Origin of the sequence: Streptomyces sioyaensis, from assembly GCF_004122735.1 — a bacterium.
GTDB lineage: Bacteria > Actinomycetota > Actinomycetes > Streptomycetales > Streptomycetaceae > Streptomyces > Streptomyces sioyaensis.
Genome location: NZ_SDIF01000004.1, coordinates 37,070 through 58,469 on the forward strand (window position 1 = coordinate 37,070; position 21,400 = coordinate 58,469).

At 73.3% G+C, this 21,400-nt stretch carries 14 protein-coding genes; 6 read left to right on the top strand and 8 right to left on the bottom strand.

Annotated features, from left to right (window positions below; genetic code table 11):
- Positions 1–45: 45 nt before the first annotated feature.
- From EST54_RS02315 to EST54_RS02330, 4 genes are all read left to right on the top strand, one after another.
- The gene (locus tag EST54_RS02315) at positions 46–810 is read left to right on the top strand and encodes a spermidine synthase family protein (RefSeq protein ID WP_129244439.1); all 765 of its coding nucleotides are present in this window, start codon (positions 46–48) and stop codon (positions 808–810) included.
- Positions 811–885: 75 nt separating this feature from the next.
- A complete protein-coding gene (locus EST54_RS02320) occupies positions 886–1,626 on the top strand; it encodes a response regulator transcription factor (RefSeq protein WP_006603143.1) in 741 nt (246 codons plus the stop codon).
- Positions 1,623–2,747 (top strand): sensor histidine kinase, encoded by a 1,125-nt coding sequence (locus tag EST54_RS02325; protein WP_129244441.1) that lies wholly within the window; start codon positions 1,623–1,625, stop codon positions 2,745–2,747. Before EST54_RS02320 ends, EST54_RS02325 begins: the two co-directional genes overlap by 4 nt.
- Before the next feature lie 237 nt (positions 2,748–2,984).
- On the top strand, positions 2,985–6,776 hold the full coding sequence (locus EST54_RS02330) for a multifunctional oxoglutarate decarboxylase/oxoglutarate dehydrogenase thiamine pyrophosphate-binding subunit/dihydrolipoyllysine-residue succinyltransferase subunit (RefSeq protein ID WP_129244443.1): 3,792 nt from the start codon (positions 2,985–2,987) through the stop codon (positions 6,774–6,776).
- A gap of 116 nt (positions 6,777–6,892) precedes the next feature.
- On the opposite strand, the gene EST54_RS02335 is transcribed toward EST54_RS02330, so the two are convergent.
- The 8 genes from EST54_RS02335 to EST54_RS02370 all read right to left on the bottom strand — a co-directional run bounded on the left by EST54_RS02335 (position 6,893) and on the right by EST54_RS02370 (position 19,811).
- Positions 6,893–7,405, bottom strand: coding sequence for a hypothetical protein (locus EST54_RS02335; RefSeq protein ID WP_239012734.1), 513 nt, complete (start codon positions 7,403–7,405; stop codon positions 6,893–6,895).
- Positions 7,406–7,502: 97 nt separating this feature from the next.
- On the bottom strand, positions 7,503–10,532 hold the full coding sequence (fxsT, locus tag EST54_RS02340; RefSeq protein ID WP_174857376.1) for an FxSxx-COOH system tetratricopeptide repeat protein: 3,030 nt from the start codon (positions 10,530–10,532) through the stop codon (positions 7,503–7,505).
- A 112-nt stretch (positions 10,533–10,644) separates the two neighbouring features.
- Complete coding sequence (locus tag EST54_RS02345; protein ID WP_129244598.1) at positions 10,645–11,832, bottom strand: FxsB family cyclophane-forming radical SAM/SPASM peptide maturase; 1,188 nt, start codon at positions 11,830–11,832, stop codon at positions 10,645–10,647.
- Positions 11,833–11,990: 158 nt separating this feature from the next.
- The gene (locus EST54_RS02350) at positions 11,991–12,209 is read right to left on the bottom strand and encodes a YxD-tail cyclophane-containing RiPP peptide (RefSeq protein ID WP_129244446.1); all 219 of its coding nucleotides are present in this window, start codon (positions 12,207–12,209) and stop codon (positions 11,991–11,993) included.
- Between the two features lie 106 nt (positions 12,210–12,315).
- The gene (locus EST54_RS02355; RefSeq protein ID WP_129244448.1) at positions 12,316–15,735 is read right to left on the bottom strand and encodes an SAV_2336 N-terminal domain-related protein; all 3,420 of its coding nucleotides are present in this window, start codon (positions 15,733–15,735) and stop codon (positions 12,316–12,318) included.
- Positions 15,736–15,740: 5 nt separating this feature from the next.
- Positions 15,741–16,796, bottom strand: a complete 1,056-nt coding sequence (locus tag EST54_RS02360; protein ID WP_129244450.1) for an AAA family ATPase — start codon at positions 16,794–16,796, stop codon at positions 15,741–15,743.
- Positions 16,797–17,133: 337 nt separating this feature from the next.
- Positions 17,134–19,380 carry a VMAP-C domain-containing protein gene (locus EST54_RS02365; RefSeq protein ID WP_129244452.1) on the bottom strand — a complete coding sequence of 749 codons (2,247 nt, stop codon included), beginning with the start codon at positions 19,378–19,380 and terminating at the stop codon, positions 17,134–17,136.
- A complete protein-coding gene (locus EST54_RS02370; protein ID WP_129244454.1) occupies positions 19,380–19,811 on the bottom strand; it encodes a CU044_2847 family protein in 432 nt (143 codons plus the stop codon). Before EST54_RS02370 ends, EST54_RS02365 begins: the two co-directional genes overlap by 1 nt.
- Before the next feature lie 153 nt (positions 19,812–19,964).
- On the opposite strand from EST54_RS02370, the gene EST54_RS02375 reads away from it, so the two are divergent.
- Both EST54_RS02375 and EST54_RS02380 read left to right on the top strand, forming a co-directional pair.
- Complete coding sequence (locus EST54_RS02375) at positions 19,965–20,144, top strand: DUF6104 family protein (protein WP_129244456.1); 180 nt, start codon at positions 19,965–19,967, stop codon at positions 20,142–20,144.
- A 324-nt stretch (positions 20,145–20,468) separates the two neighbouring features.
- A complete protein-coding gene (locus EST54_RS02380) occupies positions 20,469–21,398 on the top strand; it encodes a DUF4097 family beta strand repeat-containing protein (RefSeq protein WP_129244458.1) in 930 nt (309 codons plus the stop codon).
- The last annotated feature ends 2 nt before the right edge of the window (positions 21,399–21,400 follow it).

Genomic DNA, 21,400 nt, shown 5'->3' on the forward strand with positions numbered 1-21,400 from the left:
CCGAAGCGTTGGACCGGTGCGACCCGTATTGGCCACCATGGCGCCATGGCTCCCGTTACTCCCGCGCAGACCCCGGCCGGCCACCTTGAGGCCCCGTTCACGCTCGACCGCCGCGAGGGCCCCTACGGAGAAGTGGTGCTGCGCCAACGGGGCGCGGCCCCCGCGCCCCCGGGAACGGGCGGCACTCCTCCCTCCGGTGCACCCGTGATCTACGAGATCATCGCCAACGGCTGCTTCCTGATGGACACCTCCGACGGCCGCTCCGAGCGCCTGCTGATCGACGCCGCGCTGGCCGCCCTGCCGGCCGGCCGCCCCCACCCCTCCGTACTGATCGGCGGCCTCGGCGTCGGCTTCTCCCTGGCGCACGCGGCGCGGCAGCCGCGCTGGGGCCGGATCGTCGTGGTCGAGCGCGAGGAGGCGGTCATCGACTGGCACCGCACGGGCCCGCTGTCGGCCGTCTCGGCGGACGCGCTGGCCGATCCGCGCAGCGAGATCCTGCACACCGACCTGGTCGCCCATCTGCGCACGGAAGCGGGCCAAGACACCTACGACGCCCTGTGTTTGGACATCGACAACGGTCCCGACTGGACCGTTACCGAGGACAACAACGACCTCTACTCCCCCGCCGGGCTCGCCGCCTGCCGCGACCGCCTGACGGCCGGCGGCGTGCTCGCCGTCTGGTCCGCGCAACCCTCGCCGCCCTTCGAGGAAGCCCTGCGAAATGCCGGATTCAGCGGGGTACATACGGAAGAGATCCCGGTTGTCCGAGGCGTCCCCGACGTGGTCCATCTTGCGCGCAAGGGCGCGTAGCCGACAGTCACACCATGGCCGTACGCTGCTGCCCAGCAAGACGCGACCACGCAGGGGCAATGCAGGGGCGGGCCGATGGACCAGACTCAGACAACGCAGGGCGGCGCCACCGCCGCCACGCCCGGTGCCCAGCGCCGGGTACTGGTCGTGGAGGACGACCCGACGATCGTCGAGGCCATCGCGGCCCGGCTGCGCGCCGAGGGCTTCCAGGTGCAGACGGCCACCGACGGCCCGGCCGCGGTGGAGACCGCGGAGGCCTGGCAGCCCGATCTGCTGGTCCTCGACGTGATGCTGCCGGGCTTCGACGGCCTGGAGGTGTGCCGCCGGGTCCAGGCCCAGCGTCCGGTGCCGGTGATGATGCTCACGGCCCGGGACGACGAGACCGACATGCTGGTCGGCCTCGGCGTGGGCGCCGACGACTACATGACCAAGCCGTTCTCGATGCGGGAGCTGGCCGCCCGGGTGCACGTCCTGCTGCGCCGGGTCGAGCGCGCCGCACTGGCCGCGCACACCCCGCGCAGCGGCATCCTGCGGCTGGGCGAGCTGGAGATCGACCATGCCCAGCGCCGGGTGAGGGTGCGCGGCGCGGACGTCCATCTGACGCCCACCGAGTTCGACCTGCTGGTCTGCCTGGCGAACACGCCGCGCGCGGTGCTCTCCCGTGAGCAGCTGCTGGCCGAGGTGTGGGACTGGGCGGACGCCTCCGGCACCCGCACGGTCGACAGCCACATCAAGGCCCTGCGCCGCAAGATCGGCGCCGAGCGGATCCGTACGGTCCACGGCGTCGGCTACGCCCTGGAGACCCCGGCCGCATGACGCGGTGGTGGCGAACGCCCCTGAGCCGGCTGTGGCAGCGGATCTGGGAGGGGCTGCGCCCGCTGGACCCGTACCGCTCCGTCAAGGCGGCGCTCGGGGCGCTGGTCAGCGTCTCGGTGATCATCACCACACTGCTGGTGTTCGTCGCGATGCACTCCGCGACCGAGATCCGGGTGATCACGATCTTCTCGGTGATCGCCTCGCTGCTGATCACCCAGTTCGTGGCCAACAGCCTGACCGCGCCGCTCGACGAGATGACGGATGTCACCCGCTCGATGGCACACGGCAACTACAGCCGCCGGGTCCGCTCCGAGCGCCGCGACGAGTTCGGCGCCCTGGCCGACGCCTTCAACCGGATGGCGGCCGACCTGGAGGCGGTGGACACCCACCGCAAGGAACTGGTGGCCAATGTCTCGCACGAGCTGCGCACCCCCATCGCCGCGCTGCGCGCCGTCCTGGAGAACGTCGTCGACGGGGTCTGCGAGCCGGACCCGGAGACGATGCGTACGGCGCTGCAGCAGACCGAGCGGCTGGGCCGCCTGGTCGAGCACCTCCTCGACCTGTCCCGGCTGGACAACGGCGTGGTGCCGCTGCACGCCCGGCGCTTCGAGGTCTGGCCGTATCTGTCCGGGGTGCTCAAGGAGGCCAATATGAGCCGCGGCGCCTCCACGCTCTCCGGGCTGGCCGGCTCCGGCACCCACACCCGTACGGACGTCCACCTCCACCTCGATGTCTCGCCGCCGGAGCTGACCGCGCACGCGGACGCCGAGCGGCTGCACCAGGTCGTCGCCAATCTCATCGACAACGCGATCAAGCACAGCCCCCGGCACGGCCGGGTCACGGTGCACGCCCGCCGCGGCGAGGGGCCCCAGAGCCTGGAGCTGGAGGTGCAGGACGAGGGGCCCGGCATCCCCGAGTCGGAGCGCTACCGGGTCTTCGAGCGCTTCAACCGCGGCGGCCCGGCCCCCTCGGGCCCCGGCTCCGACGGCGGTACGGGCCTGGGCCTGGCCATCGCGCGCTGGGCGGTGGACCTGCACGGCGGACGCATCGGCGTGGCGGAATCACCCCGCGGTTGCCGGATCCGGGTCACTCTTCCGGGGCTGGAGTCAGCTCGAAGCTGACGCCCGCTGACGTAGGGTCGGTGGTGGAAGCACTCGTCCGCGGGTGTCGCGGCGATGCCGCCTACCCGGACGCAGGCAAACTTCGTGTGTTTCCCGCCAAGTCCTGCCCCGAAACCCCTCCGGGAATGTGACGTACGCGACGAGTACCCCTCCCGGCCTGCATCAGGGGTCACAACAGGCGTAGCCTTTATTCCCGCTGTCCACCACCTTAGGAAGCGGAAGAGGGCGGTTGCCGCCGTGTCGCTACAGTCCCCCAACAGCTCGAGCATCTCGACCGACCACGAGGGGCAGGGAAAGAACCCTGCCGCCGCGTTCGGTCCCAATGAGTGGCTCGTCGACGAGATCTACCAGCAGTACCTCCAGGACCCGAACTCGGTAGACCGAGCCTGGTGGGACTTCTTCGCCGACTACAAGCCGGGCGCCACCACGGCGCCGAGCCAGCCGACGGAGGGCGCTGCCCCCGACGCGGCCGCCCCGGCGCAGTCGACCCCGGCAGCGCCGCCCGCCGCCGCGCCGAAGCCGTCCGCTGCCGCCGACGCCGCGCCGGCCCCGGCGAAGCCCGCCGCGAGCGCTCCGGCGCCCGCTCAGGCGGCCCCGGCCAAGAGCGCCCCGGCCAAGCCCGCCGCGAAGCCGTCGGCCGAGCCGGCCGCCGAGGCCACGGGCGGTCCCGAGTTCGTCACGCTGCGCGGCCCGTCGGCCGCCGTTGCGAAGAACATGAACGCCTCCCTGGAGCTGCCGACGGCCACGTCCGTCCGCGCGATCCCGGTGAAGCTGCTCTTCGACAACCGCATCGTGATCAACAACCACCTCAAGCGCGCCCGGGGCGGGAAGGTCTCCTTCACCCACCTCATCGGGTACGCGATGGTGCAGGCCCTCAAGGCCATGCCGTCGATGAACTACTCCTTCGCGCTGAAGGACGGCAAGCCGACGCTGGTCAAGCCCGAGCACGTCAACCTCGGTCTGGCCATCGACCTGGTGAAGCCGAACGGTGAGCGCCAGCTCGTCGTCGCCGCCATCAAGAAGGCCGAGACGCTCAGCTTCTTCGAGTTCTGGCAGGCCTACGAGGACATCGTCCGCCGGGCCCGCGACAACAAGCTGACCATGGACGACTTCACCGGGGTCACCGCGTCGCTGACGAACCCGGGCGGCATCGGTACGGTCCACTCCGTGCCGCGGCTGATGCCCGGCCAGTCCATGATCATGGGCGTCGGCTCGATGGACTACCCCGCGGAGTTCCAGGGCACCTCCCAGGACGCCCTGAACAAGCTCGGTGTCTCCAAGGTCATGACGCTGACCAGCACCTACGACCACCGTGTGATCCAGGGCGCCGCCTCCGGCGAGTTCCTGCGGATCATGAACCAGCTGCTGCTCGGCGAGAACGAGTTCTTCGACGACATCTTCAAGTCGCTGCGGATCCCCTACGAGCCGGTCCGCTGGCTCAAGGACATCGACGCCTCGCACGACGACGACGTCACCAAGGCCGCCCGGGTCTTCGAGCTGATCCACTCCTACCGGGTCCGCGGCCACGTCATGGCCGACACCGACCCGCTGGAGTACCACCAGCGCAAGCACCCCGACCTCGACATCACCGAGCACGGCCTCACCCTGTGGGACCTGGAGCGCGAGTTCGCGGTCGGCGGCTTCTCCGGCAAGTCCATGATGAAGCTGCGCGACATCCTGGGCGTGCTGCGCGACTCGTACTGCCGCACCACCGGCATCGAGTTCATGCACATCCAGGACCCCAAGCAGCGCCAGTGGATCCAGGACCGGGTCGAGCGCTCGCACAAGTCGCCCGAGCGCGAGGAGCAGCTGCGCATCCTGCGCCGGCTGAACTCCGCCGAGGCGTTCGAGACCTTCCTGCAGACCAAGTACGTCGGCCAGAAGCGCTTCTCGCTGGAGGGCGGCGAGTCCGTCATCCCGCTGCTGGACGCGGTCATCGACTCCGCGGCCGAGTCGCGCCTGGACGAGTGCGTCATCGGTATGGCCCACCGCGGCCGCCTCAACGTGCTCGCCAACATCGTCGGCAAGTCCTACGCGCAGATCTTCCGGGAGTTCGAGGGCAACCTCGACCCGAAGTCGATGCACGGCTCCGGCGACGTGAAGTACCACCTGGGCGCCGAGGGCACCTTCACCGGCCTGGACGGCGAGCAGATCAAGGTCTCGCTGACCGCCAACCCCTCCCACCTGGAGGCCGTCGACCCGGTCGTCGAGGGTGTGGCGCGCGCCAAGCAGGACATCATCAACAAGGGCGGCACGGACTTCACCGTCCTGCCGATCCAGCTGCACGGTGACGCGGCGTTCGCCGGCCAGGGTGTGGTCGCCGAGACGCTGAACATGTCCCAGCTGCGCGGTTACCGCACCGGCGGCACGGTGCACATCGTCATCAACAACCAGGTCGGCTTCACCGCCGCCCCGGAGTCGGCCCGCTCCTCCATGTACGCCACCGACGTGGCCCGCATGATCGAGGCGCCGATCTTCCACGTCAACGGTGACGACCCCGAGGCCGTCGTCCGTGTGGCCCGTCTGGCCTTCGAGTTCCGCCAGGCGTTCAACAAGGACGTGGTCATCGACCTGATCTGCTACCGCCGCCGCGGCCACAACGAGTCCGACAACCCGGGCTTCACCCAGCCGCTGATGTACGACCTGATCGACAAGAAGCGCTCGGTGCGCAAGCTCTACACCGAGTCCCTCATCGGTCGCGGCGACATCACGCTGGAGGAGGCCGAGCAGGCGCTGCAGGACTTCCAGGGCCAGCTGGAGAAGGTCTTCACCGAGGTCCGCGACGCCACGACGACTCCGGCCGTCCCCGAGGTGCCGCAGCCCAAGGCGGAGTTCCCGGTCTTCGTGGACACCGCGATCTCCCAGGAGGTCGTCAAGCGGATCGCCGAGTCGCAGGTCAACATCCCCGAGCGGGTCACCGTCCACCCGCGTCTGCTGCCCCAGCTGCAGCGCCGCGCCGCCCAGGTCGAGGACAACACCATCGACTGGGGCATGGGCGAGACCCTCGCCATCGGCTCGCTGCTGATGGAGGGCACCCCGGTCCGGCTCGCCGGCCAGGACTCCCGCCGCGGCACCTTCGGCCAGCGCCACGCGGTGCTGGTGGACCGGGAGACCGGCGAGGACTACACCCCGCTGCTCTACCTGTCCGAGGACCAGGCCCGCTTCAACGTCTACGACTCGCTGCTGAGCGAGTACGCGGCGATGGGCTTCGAGTACGGCTACTCCCTGGCCCGCCCGGAGGCGCTGGTCATGTGGGAGGCGCAGTTCGGTGACTTCGTCAACGGCGCCCAGACGGTCGTCGACGAGTTCATCTCCTCGGCGGAGCAGAAGTGGGGCCAGACCTCCGGTGTGACCCTGCTGCTCCCGCACGGCTACGAGGGCCAGGGCCCGGACCACTCCTCGGCCCGGATCGAGCGCTTCCTCCAGCTGTGCGCGCAGAACAACATGACGGTCGCCGCGCCGACCCTGCCGTCGAACTACTTCCACCTGCTGCGCTGGCAGGTCCACAACCCGCACCACAAGCCGCTGGTCGTCTTCACCCCGAAGTCGATGCTGCGTCTGAAGGCCGCGGCGTCGAAGACGGAAGAGTTCATGACGGGCGGCTTCCGCCCCGTCATCGGTGACTCCACGGTCAAGCCCGAGGACGTCCGCAAGGTCATCTTCTGCTCCGGCAAGGTCTACTACGACCTGGAGGCCGAGCGGGAGAAGCGGGGCGCGACCGACACGGCGATCGTCCGTATCGAGCGGCTCTACCCGCTTCCCGGCAAGGAGCTCCAGGCGGAGATCGCCAAGTTCCCGAACGCCGAGAAGTACCTGTGGACCCAGGAAGAGCCGGCGAACCAGGGTGCGTGGCCGTTCCTCGGACTCAACCTGATCGACCACCTCGACCTGGCCGTCGGCGCCGATGTGCCGCACGGCGAGCGGCTGCGCCGGATCTCCCGGCCGCACTCCTCGTCGCCGGCCGTCGGCTCCGCCAAGCGCCACCAGGCGGAGCAGGCACAGCTGGTCGCGGAGGCCTTCGACGCCTGAGGCGCCCGGTCGCCGGGGTGACCGGTGCAGGACAGCGGAAGGGCCCGTCCCCCTGGGGGCGGGCCCTTCCGCATGCGCGGACACCGACAGGACGGGCCGGCGGTGGTCACCGCTCCCTACACCTGGTGCAGCCACGAGCGGAAGAACAGCACCAGAGAGACCGCCACCAGCGCCGACAGCGGCAGCGGCCACCAGCGGCGCCGCCGCCCGGACAGCGTCTGCTCATTGGCCCGGTCGACGGCGACCATGCCGCGCAGCACTCCCAGCGCCGCCACCGCGACGGGCACCGCGACCGCGGCGTGGACCACCCAGGCACCCACCAGCGTGGGCCCGCCCCAGGAATGCTGGTAATCGTGCGCGTCGACCAGGGGATACAGCAGCCCGTTGAACAACCCCTGGGCCGCCAACAACGCCACCGCCCATCCGAACAGCCCCAGCGCAATCCCGCATGCCCCCTGTGCCGCATACGCCCCCCGGGACTGCTTGATGCCCACCGCCAGCCTCCCGACCGAGGCCGGAAGCAGGCGCAGGCCCTTCCCTGCCGCCGCCCACGCGGAGGCGCCCACGAGGCTGCCCACCACCGAGGCCGGAGTGATGCGGCGCGCCCCCTGGCGCTGTGTAGTGTCCATGCCGCCATCCAACCAACTCGCCCGCGTCGACCGCATCGTGTTAACGACCGGGCGGAACGGCTCGCGCCGTGCTGCGAGCCGTCCTGCCCCCACGTACTCAGACGGGCTGCGGTTCGAAGTCCCAGTACGGGCGGCGGCGGCGCCGGGCGGAGAGGGTGTGCGGGTGCTCGGCGCCCAGCGTCTCGGCGAGCTGCCCGATGGCCTCCTGTTCCAGCTTGGCCGCCTCCTGGCCGCGGCGGAGCGCCCGCAGGTCCTCGGCCAGCGCCGTCTTCGCGGACAGCGTCAGCGGATGGCTCTCCCCCAGCGTGTCCTTGGCGCGCCGCAGGGTGGCCCGGCCCAGCTCCACCGCGCCCTCCTCGTCGTCCACCCGGCTGCGGGCGGCACCGGCGTTCAGCGCACAGCCCAGCGTCCAGGGGTGGTCGGGGCCCATCGCCTCGGTCATCCCGCCGAGGGCGGCCTCCGCGAGGTCCAGCGCCTCCGCCTGGTCCCCGAACTCGCCGCGGACCAGCCCGACATTGCCCAGGGTGCCGACGGTGTAGGGGTGACGCTCGCCGGCCAGCGCGCGATACCGCTCGGCGACCTCCTCGGCGAGGTCCCGGGCGTGCCCCAGATCGCCGTGCTCGCGCAGGAAGGTGGCGTGGTCGGCGCGCACCATCAGCGTCTCGGGGTGGCGCGGCCCCTGCACCCGGCGTGAGCGCTCGACGAGGTCGGCCAGCAGGGCGGCGGCCCGGGTGACCTCGCCGGAGCGGCGCAGACACAGCGCGAGGTTGTGCTCGGCGCGCAGCGTCTGCGGGGTGTGCGGGCCCATCACCTGCAGGTGCAGCCGGGCGTTGAGCTCCTGGGCGGAAGCGGCGTCGCGGTAGCGGCCGAGCAGCCGCAGGGTGCGGGCGTACGCGGTGCCCGCGTTGAGCGTCAGATGGTGCCGGGTCCGCAGTTCGCGCTCCCGGAAGTCCAGCACCTCGCGGTGCGTGACCAGGGCTTCTTCGTACCGGCCGAGCAGCGTGAGGACATTGCCGAGGTTGTGCCGCGAGGAGAGGGTGCGGGGGGCCTCCGGGCCCAGGAGTTCGGTATAGGCCCGCCAGACGGCGTCGAAGAGCTCGTACGCCTGCGCGTAGGAGCCGAGCGCCATCAGCGTCCCGGCCAGACCGTCCTGGGCCCGCAGCAGATCGGCGTCGGAGGGGCCGCGCTCGGTGGCGAGCTGGTCGACGACGGCGCTGCCGACGGCCTCGGCCTCGCGGTAGCGGCCGAGCCTGCGCAGCATGTTGGCGTGCTGGTGGGTGAGGACGAGCATGGTGCGCTGGGTGGCGGCGAGCCGGGTGCGCCAGCGGGACATGAACTGTTCGCACAGCCGCAGGCCCATCCGGTATTCGCCGCGGACCCGCAGATATTCGACGCAGTTGAGCAGCAGCTGCTGGACGGCCGGTTCGGGGCTGTCGAGGACGCCGGCCGGTTCCAGATGCGGGATCAGCTCGGCGTAGCGCTCCCAGTAGCGGGTGTCGGAGGGGTTCTGCGGGTCGGCGGTGACCAGCACCCGGCAGGCCGTCGCCGACATCTGGTCGCGCTCGTCCTCGGACATGTCGCTGCGCAGGAACCGGTGGTAGAGCCGGTGCATCAGCGCGGTCTCCACGGCCGGGTCGGCGTCCTCGGAGACCTGGTAGTCGAGGCGTACGGCGGTGGACTCGGTCAGCCGGCGCAGTGCGGTGTTCCAGCTGATCGGCTCGGCGGCCAGATCGGCGAGGTGTTCGGGCAGATCGCCGCGGCGGGCCTGGGCGAGCATCGGGACGGGGATGGTGTCCGGGGCGAAGAACGCGAAGAGCTTGAGGAGTTCGACCGCCGCGGGGCTGCGTTCGCGCAGCGTGTTGAGGGTTATGGCCCAGCTGGTCTGGAAGGCCATGGGGTAGTCGGAGGAGATCCGGATGCCGACGAGGCTGGGCTCACCGCGGCGGATCAGCTCGATGTACTCCTTGGGGGACATCGGGTTCGCGTCGAGCCAGGCGGCGGTCTGGGCGAGCAGCAGCGGCAGGTCCTGGACGGCGTCGGAGAGCAGATCGGCTTCCATCGGGGTCAGCCGCGGCGCGCGCCGCCGGGCGTAGGCGACGCTCTCGACGCGGTCGAAGGGCGGCACCTCGATCTCCTGGGCGCTGCCGGAGCCCGACCAGTCACGGGTGAGGGTGGTGATCAGGACGTGCCCCCGGCCGTCGGGGACCAGGTCCTCGATCTGCTCCATGTCGTCGGCGCTGTCGAAGATCAGCAGCCAGCGGCGGTAGGGGCGGCCGACGCGGAGCGCTTCGTGGACGGCGCGGATGCGGTCGCCCAGCTCCCGGCCGACGGGGAGCTGGAGCCGGGTGGCGAGTTCGGCGAGCTGCTCGCGGGCGGCGCCGCGGTTGGTGGCGCTGATCCACCACACCACGTCGTAGTCGTTGCCGAAGCGGTGGGCGTACTCGGCGGCGATCTGGCTCTTGCCGACGCCGGAGGTGCCGTAGAGCGCGAGCCGGGTCTCCAGCGGCGGGCCCGAGCCGGTCTGGGAACCGGCCAGCTTGCCGTGCAGCTCTTCGAGCACGCCGTCGCGGCCGGTGAAGCGGTTGTTGCGGCGTGGGATGTTCCACACCTCGGGCGGGTCGTTCGGGAAGCGGGGCGCGCCGGGCCCGTCCTCGTCCACGGGCCGGTGCGGCGCCGCGATGCCCAGCCGCGTCAGCACCCGGCGGTTGGCCTCGCGCGCGTCCAGGTCGCGCAGGTCGGCGGGGCGCAGCAGGGACGCCGTGGCGGGCAGGCTCTGGGTGGCCACGCTCACCGCGGCGAACCGGTCGGCGTGCGGGGGCACCACTTCGCGCAGCGCGGCCGTCCACTCGTCCGGTGTCTTGGGGCCCAGCCGGAAGTACCAGTCGTCCAGCACGATCAGCAGCCGACCCTCGGCCTCCAGCAGGCCGGACAGCTCCTGTGCCAGCGCGGTGTCCGCCTGCGGGTCCCAGCGCAGCATGGTGGTGCCGTGGCCCTGCTGCTCCAGCTGGTGGGAGATCCACGCGGCCCAGGGGCGGGTGAAGCCCGCATAGCTGATGGTGATGTGTGCGCTGGAGCGGGCAGGGTCGGACGAACCGGAAGAACCAGAAGAAGTGGCCTGATCGACCATGCGACCGTCTCCCTGGGATGCGATGGTGCGCGCGTGCGCAGGCTGTTTCCTCAGGCACGCCCTGGCTTTTTGGCACGATAGCCCAAGTGTCCCTCCTGGTGGCGACAGTGCGTCAGGTCGTGTGGGGGTGCCGCCAGTTGGGCGTGACCTCGGCCTTGAGACGGGCCGCGATGTGCCGGATCAGGCGTTCCAGGTCGGCGCAGTAGACGGAGGGGTTGCCGAACCCGGTGCCGTCGGCGCGGTAGCGGTGCGCGTAGTTGCCGCCGCCGCACACCTCCACCAGGGCGCAGCCGCGGCACCGGGCGCCCAGGCCCTCCCGGCCGGTGCGGCGGGCGGCCATGCCGGGGTGTGCCAGGGCCTGGTCGAAGGTGTGCCGGAAGACGTCGAGGCCGGTGGCCGCGGCGCCCTCGTAGGCGGATTTGAGCGAGTCCACCTGTTCGATGGCGCCGTCGGTGTCCACGATCACGGCGACGACCGGCGAGAGGCCGACCGCCTCGCTGGAGCTGGGGCGGCCCAGGAGCAGGCCGAGGATCTCGGTGAAGACCCGTACCCGCGGTCCGGGGCCGCCGTCCCACCACAGGTCGAAGACGGTGCACAGCCAGTCGCCGTACGGGGTGCGGCCGGCGGGGTCCGAGGCCCTGCCGGGGGTGGCGGGCGGCGGGCTGGACCAGTTGGCGTGCGGGAGGAGGAAGTCGAGCATCGGGGGGTCCAGTGCGCGCAGCGAGCCGTAGACCTCGGCGGGGTCGGCGGTGATGTCGATGGTGCACAGGATCCCGGCGAACACCCCGGGCCGGTCGTGGAGCAGGGCCGCGGCGCGGGAGACCGCGGGCCAGGAGGGCCGTCCCGCGTGGTCGACCCGGCGGCGGTTGAGGCCGGGGGTGCCGCCGTCGACGCTGAGGCCGAGCCGGAACCCGGTGGCGCCGAGGGTGTCGATGATGTCCGCGGTCAGCAGCGTCCCGTTGGTCTGGACGCCGAAGTCGGCGGTGCAGCCGGCGGGCAGCGCGGCGCGGACGGCGGCGGCCTGGTCCAGGAGCGGGCCGGGGCCGGTGAGCAGCGGCTCCCCGCCGTGCAGATCGATCCGGACCGCGCGCAGCCGGTGGGTGCGGGCGTGTTCGGCGATGCGCCGGGCGGTCTGCCGGACGGTCGCCGCCGGGACGGTCGGCGGGCGGGTGCGCCAGCTGCGGTCGGGGCCGGCGTAGATGTAGCAGTAGGTGCAGGCGAGGTTGCAGCGGCTGTGGACCTTCAGGACGAACTGCCGGAAGGGCACCACGGCGGTCGGGCCGGTCGTCTCCCCCGCCACGGCGTCGCCCCCTGCCCTCGTCCCCTCGTCGGCGGTCGGGCCGGTCAACTCCCGCCCGTCGTCTCATACATGGCTCCGCCGCCGATCGAAGAACCGAGTGCCCCCGGCAACTGGCCGGTTCCCTTGCACGTTTGCCCAAAAACAACCGTCCCTGACCGTCAATGCAAGGCTTTTTCCGGGCCGTCCTCGTAGTACGCCACGGCGTCCTCCGCCGACGGCCAGTTGCGCAGCAGCAGCGCCGCCACCTCGCCCAGCACCGGATGCTCCGTCCGCGCCGCGAGAACGCCCACGTCAACCCCGGCGAAGTCCGGCAGCCGCTCGGCCGACGGCCCCGGCGGGTCCGTCACCGCCGGTTCGGTGCGGGGGGTAGTCGCCACGCTGCTCTCCTCTGGGCCGGCTGGACGGGTGTGTTCCCGGACTCCCGTCCGCAGAAACACGTGCGCTGAGGGGCGGTCAGGCCGCCGGACGGGCCGCCGGGTGCGGTCAGGCGGCGGATTCGAGGGCACGCATACGGGCGCGGGTGTGCTGGGCCTCCTGGCCGGTGTCCTCGCCGGCGCGCTGCCACTGCTCCCAGCTCTCGCGGTAGGCGTGCAGCGCGGAACGGGATCCCGCGGTGACCTCCAGGACCTCGCCGCGGCGGTGGTGGGCGCGGGCGGCCAGCAGGGCGCTGCCGGCGCGCCGGGCGGCCGCGGCGGCGCGGCGGTAGCAGGCGGCGGCGCGGTCATGGCGATCCCGGGAGTCGAAGCGGCGGTCCAGCAGCAGCTGGACGTCGCCCACTTCGAGCCAGGCCTCGGCCGACACCGCGGCGGGGACGTCGGCGCCGCGGGCGGCCAGCTCCAGGATCCAGTCGGCCTCGTGCAGATCGGCGAGCGAGGGCTGGCGTTCGTAGCGCAGCCGCAGGGCGCGGCCGAACAGCAGCCGGTGGTTGCCGAGGTCCGCGTCCTGCGGCGCGACCCGGGCGAGCGCCTCGCGCAGCACATGCACCGCCTCGTTGGCCAGCCGCTTGCCCGGCCCGTCGGCCGGCTCCTGCCGGGCGCGCAGCAGCAGCGCCGCACCGCGCTCGGCGAGCAGCGCACTGTGCTCGGGCGAATCGGGGGTGGTCAGCCGGAGCGCGGCGGCCAGCGCGGCGATGGCGGCGTCCAGGGCGGGCAGCGCGCCGGTGCGGGTGTGCACCGCGCGCTGGGCGGCGGCGGTACGGCGCAGGCTGTCCGCCTCCAGGGCCCGGTCGTCGAGGGCACGGGCCATCGCCCGGGCGCGTTCGAGGATCGGCAGGACGGACGGCAGCCCCGCGCCGCCGTTCAGCTGGCGGGCCGCCGCCAGATCGAGCAGCGTCCGGCACACCAGCCGGTCGGCGGCACTGCCGCGGCGGCGCAGCAGCACGACGGCGGTGTCGAGGTCGTCGGCGGCGCGTACGGCGAGTGCCTCCGCGGCGCGGGGGTCCGCGGGGTGGCCGCCGGCGGCCCGGCGGGCCTGGTCGAGCAGCACCCCGCCGCGGGCGGCGTGGACCTCGCCGGGCACCTCCTCGCCGCTGGGCCACTGGTCGAGGAGGGTGGTCAGGGAGCACTCGGCCTCGTCGAGCGGGTCGGGGTCCGGCACGGCCGCCGGGGCACCGGCCGCGGCGGCGGCTGACTCGGGAGCCGGTGCGGGCAGCGCGGCCAGCCGGCGCAGCACCTCGGTGCGCAGCACCATGCTCTCCAGGACGCGGGGGTCGAGCAGGCTCATCAGCCCGCAGGCGGTGTGCAGCCGGCGGGCGGCGTCGGCCAGCGCGCCGCGCTCCTCGTCCGGGGTGCCCTCGGCCCGGCGCTCCTGGGCGCGGGCATGGCCGACCTGGCCCAGCACGATCAGCGCCCGGGTGCGCTCGGCCTCCCGGCCGGCGGTGACGTCCTCCTGGTCACCGGCGGCCGGCTCACCGGCCGTGGCCCGTTCCGCGGCGCGCACCGCCCGCTCCGCCTCCTCCAGGGCGTCCGGCTGGCCCCAGGTCGCCCAGGCGTGCAGCAGGGCGCGCGCGAGGTCCGTACCGGCCTCGGGCAGGCGGGCGGCGGCGACGCGCAGCAGCCGGACGGCCTCGATCAGGTCCCGGACGGTGCGGTCCTGTTCGTAGCGCTCCAGGAGGGCGGCGCCTTCCGCGGCCGGGCCGTCGGAGACGTACGGGCTGGGGGCGGGCGGGCGCAGCGCCGGTTCGAAGCGGCGCAGCACCCGCTCGGAGACCCGGGCGAAGGGTTCGGGCACCGCGCGCCGGCCGGTCTCGGGCTCGCGGCCGCTGCCGGAGAGCATGGCGACCGCGACGGCCGGGAAGTTGCGGGCGCTGCGGCCGAAGGTGCGCTCGATGTAGAGCGAGCAGTGTTTGAGGACCAGGGCGGCCTCGCCCGCGCTGAGCCGGCCGAGTAATTCGTCGCGCACCCCGGGCGCGAAGTCGTACCACGGGCCGCTCACCCCGGCCTGCTCGCCCGCCTGCGCCTCCTGCGGCGGGAGTTGCGTGACCAGGCCGCTGAGCAGCACCTCGGCCAGCTCGGCCGGGCCGGTCTGCGGCAGCATCGCCCGCTGGACCAGCTGGATGACGGGGAGCGCGAGCGGGACGGCCGAGAGATGGACGGCGAGCAGCCGGGCGGCGGGAGAGGCCTGCTGGTCGAACTCGCGGACCATACGGGCCGGTGCGGCGCGCCCGGGCGCGGGCGCCGGGCCGGACGGGAACCCGGCGCCGTGGTCGGCGCGTACAGCACAGGCCGCGCCGCGCAGGGCGAGACCGGCGTCGGCGGCCGCGAGCCGGGCCCACGAGCCGAGGGCGGAGGGGGTGGCGGAGAGGACCGGGATGGCGCGTTCGCGGGGCGGTTCCACGGCGGCCCCGGGCACCCCGGCGGGCCGCCGGCGGCGCCGGGCCGGGCGGAAGTCCAGGGCCTGGTAGGGGCCCTGGCGCCGGATGAGAGTGCCGGCGACGGCGGGCAGCAGCGTGCGCGCCCACATCCGCTGCGGCAGCGGCTGGACGACGGCGAGCGGGGCGTCGGCGGCCCAGCGGTAGAGCAGCCGCTGCATCCGGCCGTCCCGCCAGAGGGGGCCCGCGCAGTCGCTGACGACGAGGGTGAGGTGGTGGCCGGTCGGGTCGTGCAACTGGTCGGCGGGGCGCAGCGGGCGGCCCGGACCGGGGGCCGCCGCGACCCCGACGTCCGGGCCGTGCGGATGGAGGTAGTGCACCGTGACGTCGCGGAAGGCGCCCACCCGCTCGCAGACCTGGCGCAGGTCGTGCAGCATCTGCTCCCAGACGGCCATCGAGGACGAGCCGTCCATCAACAGCCGCAGGGCGGCCGCCCGTCGGTGCACCCCGCGCAGCACCGGGATGATCATTTCGGCGTGGGCGGAGAGTTCGGCGGTGGCGGGCTCGTCCAGCTTCCGGCGGACCGGGGCGACCGGCGGGCGGTAGCGCTGGATGGGGCGCAGGGCCCGCTGCAGCGGCAGCAGTCCGGGGAACGCGGAGGCGATGGGGACCGCGATCTCGCCGAGCCGCCGCGGGTCCCGGTCGGCGACCCGCTCGTCCAGGGCGGGCAGCAGCTCCGCGACCCGGCGCCGGGCGCTGTCCCGGAGCGTGGAGGGCGGCGGCCCGCCCTCCTCGGGGCCGGCGTCGGTGCCGTCCCCGGAACCGTCCGCGCGGCCGGCCGGCGCCGCGTCGGCGTGCGCGGAGCCCGGGGAGACGGCAGGCCCCACCCGGAAAGTGGCCGGATCCGTACGGTGCGCAGGGTCCGCGGCCGGGGGCCCGGTGTCCCCGGCGTCGCCGGCCTGCTCCTGCGGGGTGATCCACTGGGCGAGCCAGAGGGCGTCGGCCATCCCGCGGGCGTCGGCCGGCACCCCCGCCGCCGTCAGCCGGGCGACGAGTTCGTCGAGGGGGCCTGGGCCGGGCTCCCCGCGGGACACCGCACTCACCTCGTCCGATCAAGAGGCCGCATCAGCTCCGCCGTCAGACGCCGTCGGGTCTCCTCCTCGTCCTCGTCCGTCCAGCCGGCCTTCTGGGTGAGGTGGATGGCGTTGAAGAGCTGGTCGACGGCGCGGACATCGCCGGGCTCGCGGTCCAGGAAGCGGTCGATCACCGCTTCGTAGCGCCCGTCGGCGCCCTCGCCGAAATGCGCCCGCACCATGGCGGCGAGCCGCTCCTTGTCGGGCACCGGGATGTGGAGGTGAATACAGCGGCGCAACAGGGGCGCCGGGAAGTCGCGTTCGCCGTTGCTGGTGAGGACGATGAAGGGGAAGGCGCGGCAGCGCACCCGGCCGTCACGCACCGTCACCTGCGCGCCGTCGTCGCTGAGCACCTCCACCTCGGGGGCGGATCCGGACAGCCGTTCCAGCTCCGGAATCCGGAACTCCCCTTCCTCCAGCACATTGAGGAGGTCATTGGGCAGATCGATATCGCTCTTGTCGAGCTCGTCGACGAGCAGCACCCGGGGCCGGGCGGACGGCAGCAGGGCCGTGCCCAGCGGACCGAGGCGGATGTAGCGGCCGATGCCGCCGCCCGGCTCGTCGGCGGGGTCGGCGCCGGCCGGCGTCCCGCTCGCCTCGGCGGCCGGGGTGGCGCGGGCGATCTGGAGGTCCTGGAGGCGGCCGATGGCGTCGTAGTCGTACAGGCCGTCGCGCAGCGTGCTGCGGCTGACGACGGGCCAGCCGAGCACCCGGCCCAGGCCGAGTTCATAGGCGACCGAATGCGCCAGGGTGCTCTTGCCGCTGCCCGGCGCGCCGGTCACCAGCAGCGGGCGGCGCAGATAGAGGGCGGCGTTGACCAGCTCGCGCTCGGTCTCGCCGGGGCGGTGGTGGCTGGCTTCGCGGTGCTGCACACCGAGCCGGCGCTCGGACGACGGGTCGAGGGCGGCCGGCGGCGCCACGAGGGGGCCGCCGTCGAAATCGCGCCAGGGCGGCGGCGGCGGAAGATGCTCAATTCCGTCGTGCGGTGCCCCCGCGCCACGGTAGATGAGCCAGTCGCTCACGTCGGAACTCCTCGTCGCCGGCCAGGCATCGGTCAGGAGCGTGGGTCACGGCGCATCGCCGGAGACGTCGGCATCCGCTCCGCCTCCCCCCGCGTCGCCACCCGCATCACGCCATCACGTCATCACGAACAAGTCTTCCACGACGCTATGACAGTACCCACCCCTACGGAAGCACACGGGGCGGTTTCCGGTCTCCCGCGCACCCGCGCGGGGCGCTCAAGTGCCCTGTCCGGGGCGCTACTTGCCACACGAGGGGCGGAGGCGGCCGCCCTGGGCACCGGGCGCACGGGGGGCGTACGCGGCGCCCGTGCCCGCCCGGGAGCGGCTCCGGCGCCGTTCATCGCGGCGACAGCTGGGGCCGGTCCGTGAACAGCGGCGGAATCGGGTCCTCCGGATCGTCGTAGAGAAGCACCAGATCGCGGGCCCAGTGCGTGCCCTCCTCCGCGGCCTCGGCGGCCTTCGCCCGCAGCTGCCGCACCAACTCGGGGAGCCGGGCCACCCCGCCCGAGCCCTGGAGCAACTCCCGCACCCCGCGATGGAATTCCTCGCAGCCCGCGTCGCAGTCCTGCTCCTCGCCGTGACCGCGGGCCGGCCACAGCCCGGCCGGGAACCCGGTGTCCAGGGCGACGCCCACTGCGTCCCGCCCGAACCCGTCGGCGACCGTGTGGCACAGCGCGGGCAGCGCGCCCTCGCCGGCCCTCTCCAGCAGCCGCCAGACCGACTCGGCGCAGGGGCCGGCCCGTGCGCCGGCGCCCTCGCCCGGCCGGACCCGCAGTGCCTGGAGTTCAGGGGCGGTGCGCAGGCCCTGCCAGCGGCGCAGCCAGGCGGGGTCGACCTGTTCGCGCCGCCCCTGGTCGCGCAGGATCACCGCGCGGCCGGGGCCCACCGGCCGCAGCCGGGCGGTGCGCCGGGTCGAGGCGGCGACCTCCCACTGGCCGGCGGCGATGTGCCAGTGCCCTTCGGGGACCGCGACCTCCAGGCGTACGCGGGCGCCCGGGCCGGCGGCGCCGTCGGCCCGCAGCAGCCGCCCGCCGAGCTTGTGCAGCACCTGTTCCCGTGCCTGTTCGAAGGGCACCCCGCCGGCCGACTCCTGGACGTCCACGCACAGCCACTGCCCCTGGCCGTAGCCTTCGCTGACCGACCAGTTGAACAGCTCCGCTCCGCCCTCGTCGTAGAACAGCGGCTCGAACTCGACGAGGACGGAGCGCGGGCGGCGGCGCACCGGCCCGATCCTGCGCCGGTCCTGCGGCTGCAGCACCACCGCCTTGGCCTGGACGAACTCCGCGAGGCGGACCGCCTGCTCGCGGACCGCGGCCGCGGCTTCGCCCGGCTGGTCGCGGACCTCGTCGGCGGTCAGCTGCGCCACGATCCGCAGATAGTGCACAAAGGTGCGCAGCTCGGTGTACGGGTCGCTGCCCTGGTAGAGCGCGCCGTGCCCGTCCCGCCACGTACGCAGCGACCAGGCCGCGGGCCGCTCGCCGCGCTCCAACACCTCACCGACGGCGGCCTCCACGATCAGCGGGTCGCGCGGCGCGGGCAGACGGGCGAGCAGGTCCAGCGCCTGCAGCCGCTCCTGAACGCCCCACAGACGGCCGCGGCCCGCCATGATCGCGTGCTGGGCGTCGAACCAGGTGGGTCCGGTGGCTCGGCCGAGCTCCTGCCCGGCCCAGTGCCAGCGGTCGTGCAGGCTCATCAGCGCGTGGTACGGGTCGGGTCCGAGCCCCTCGGCGCCGGCGACCAGGTGTTCCGGCCCCAGCTCGCGCAGTGCGGTGACCGGCACCGCGAGCCCGACGTGATCCTGCTGGTGGCGGCCCTTGACGATGCCGACCACCTCACCACGGTCACAGTCGATCAGCGGCCCGCCGGAGGCGCCGGGCGTCACCCGGACATCGCTGCCGAACTGCAGCCCCCGGGCGTCACGGGCGCCGAAGCGGACCGCGATGAAGGTGTCCACCGGGGCGGCGGGGGCGGCGCGGTCGCCATGGACGTGACCGGCGGCGCGGTCGCCCTTCATGTCACCGGCGGCGCGGCTGCTGGGACGGCCCGCGTCCGCGCGCCCGCCCGTCCCGCTGTCCGCTGCCCGGCCCGCGGCCGATCCCGACCGGTCCCGGTCACCGGAGTCGTGGCCGCGGGAGTCATGGGTACCGGAGTCGTGGCCGCGGAAGATATAGGCGTCCTCCAGGAGCGTCGCCGGCTGATCGCTGAGCCAGGCGCAGGGGTGCCCGGCCTCCGGGTCGAGCAGCCGGACCAGGGCGAGGTCGGCGCGGGCGGCACCGGGCCCGGCCTCCGGGGCGGGCCGGCTCAGGTCGTACGCCGGCCGCGCGGGCACCACCCGGCCGCCGAACGCGACCCCGAAGACCCCGTCCGGCCCCGTCTCACGGCGCCGCCCGTCGCTGGCCACCAGCACATGGGCGCAGGTCAGCACCCACCCCGGGGCGATGAGCACGCCGCTGCCCCACATCCGGGCGCCGGCGGCGCCCGGTGCGGCGCGCAGTCCGACGGTGGTGCGCCCGGCGTGGTCGAGGAGCTGTGCGTAGCGGGCGCGGTCACCGCTGCCGGCGGGCCGGCCCTGGGAGGTGGCCATCAGCGGCTCGAATCGTCCGGCTCCCGGCGGTCGGCCGTATGCGCCTGGTCCTCGCGCCGCCAGGTGAGCGTGATGGAGAGGTTCGACTTCGTCCCGCCGTCCGCGAGCAGGGCGACGGCCCTGCCCGGCTTGGCCGACAACTCCACGCCGAAGGTCACGCTGGTCTCGTGCGGCGCGACCCGGTCGGTGGCCTGGCGGACGCTGGCGGCGACCCCGCCGATCACCTCACGGAGCCCCTCCACCCGGGCGCCGAGCGCATCCCAGACACCGACGTCCTCGAATTCCCCGTCCTCGAATTCCCGGTCCTCGAATGTGCCGCCCCCGGTGTCCACGCCGTCCGGCGCGTCGAATCCGGGGGCGTCGAGCCGGGAGACCCGGGCCCAGACCTCCGTGCCGTCGGGCAGCTCGATGCGCTGCGCGCGATCGTGCATCACGGCCTCCTGCTCCCCGTAGGCGGCAATTCCCCCATTGCCGCGGGACCGTTGACAGGTGATCAGGCTAGCCCGCGACCGTCTGTGGCGCGAGAGGTCCGTGAGCCTGCCTATCCTGGCCGGGAATGACCCATGACCCCTGGTGGAGAGCGCGTGTATTTCACTGACCGTGGCATCGAGGAACTGGAGAGCCGGCGCGGCGAGGAGGAGGTCACCCTCGGCTGGGTGGCCGACCAGCTGCGGACGTTCGTGGACCTGAATCCGGACTTCGAGGTCCCGGTGGAGCGGCTGGCCACCTGGCTGGCCCGGCTGGACGACGACGAGGACGAATAGACGAATAGACGAGGAACAGCGGCGCACAGCGACGCAGGCCGCACCGGGCACCGCCATCGAGACCAACTCCCTTGATTTTCCTGCGCGTTATTCCTGACATGGACGCGACATCTACGCGCGCAACTCAAGCCGGAACCGAAGCCCCTCTCCCTCGACGACCGGCCGCGCCTCGCCTCCTCACCTCCTCGACTCCGCCCGCCTCTCCCTCATCCACCCTCATCCACACCGCGCGACGGACCGCTTGACTTCCGGAATCCGCGATATATCGTGTCTAGCGAGGACGCGATATGTTGCGTTGTGTAGTGCTCACAGGGGAGGCCAGTGATGTCAGCCGGGACCGAGTGGTCGCAGAATCCGACTCAGGTGACCGCACCACGCACGATGGAGATCACCGACCCCGTCGAGGCGCTCACCGTCCGGGTGTACGGCGGCACGGTCAACGTCGTCGGCACCTCGGACGGCGGCCCCGCGCGGGTGGAGATCAGCGAGCTGGAGGGCCCGCCGCTGACCGTCTCGTGCCGCGACGGCGTCCTGTCGGTCGCGTATGAGGACCTCCCCTGGCGGGGCTTTTTGAAGTTCCTCGACCGCAGGGCCTGGAACCGCAGTGCGGTGGTCTCGGTGACGGTGCCGGCCGGCACCCGCGTCGAGGTCGGCGTGGTCCGCGCGGGCGCGGTGGTCTCCGGCATCTCGGGCCGTGCGGACGTGCGCGGCGTCTCCGGCGACAGCACGCTCGTCGGCCTGACCGGCACGGTGCTGGCCGAAACGGTCTCGGGCAACGTCGAGGTGCAGTCGCTCACCGGCGATCTGCGGTTCCACTCCGTCTCGGGGAATCTGACCGTCATCGACGGTGCGGGCGGCGGGGTGCACGCGGACTCCGTCAGCGGCGACATGGTCCTCGACCTCGCTCCCGGCAAGGGCGCCGACATCGCGCTGACGACGGTCTCCGGGGAGGTCGCCATCCGGCTGCCCGACCCGGCCGACGCCCGGGTGGAGGCCAACACCACGTCCGGCACGGTCGCCAACGCCTTCGACGACCTGCGGGTCAGCGGCCAGTGGGGCACCAAGCGGATCACCGGCTCACTGGGCGCGGGCACCGGCACCCTCAAGGCCACCACCATCTCCGGCGGCCTGGCCCTGCTGCGCCGCCCCGCCCCTGAGGACGAGGACCACGGGCGGCACGATACCGACGGCGGCCACGACAGCGGCCCGCACGAGGACTCCTCCGCCACCACCACCGGGAAGAAGGTGCGCTGACC

Coding starts and splice junctions, on each gene's coding strand:
- EST54_RS02315 (WP_129244439.1), top strand. CDS start 46: ATGGCTCCCGTTACTCCCGCGCAGACCCCGGCCGGCCACCTTGAGGCC.
- EST54_RS02320 (WP_006603143.1), top strand. CDS start 886: ATGGACCAGACTCAGACAACGCAGGGCGGCGCCACCGCCGCCACGCCC.
- EST54_RS02325 (WP_129244441.1), top strand. CDS start 1,623: ATGACGCGGTGGTGGCGAACGCCCCTGAGCCGGCTGTGGCAGCGGATC.
- EST54_RS02335 (WP_239012734.1), bottom strand. CDS start 7,405: ATGGACACTACACAGCGCCAGGGGGCGCGCCGCATCACTCCGGCCTCG.
- fxsT (WP_174857376.1), bottom strand. CDS start 10,532: ATGGTCGATCAGGCCACTTCTTCTGGTTCTTCCGGTTCGTCCGACCCT.
- EST54_RS02365 (WP_129244452.1), bottom strand. CDS start 19,380: ATGGCCACCTCCCAGGGCCGGCCCGCCGGCAGCGGTGACCGCGCCCGC.
- EST54_RS02370 (WP_129244454.1), bottom strand. CDS start 19,811: ATGCACGATCGCGCGCAGCGCATCGAGCTGCCCGACGGCACGGAGGTC.
- EST54_RS02380 (WP_129244458.1), top strand. CDS start 20,469: ATGTCAGCCGGGACCGAGTGGTCGCAGAATCCGACTCAGGTGACCGCA.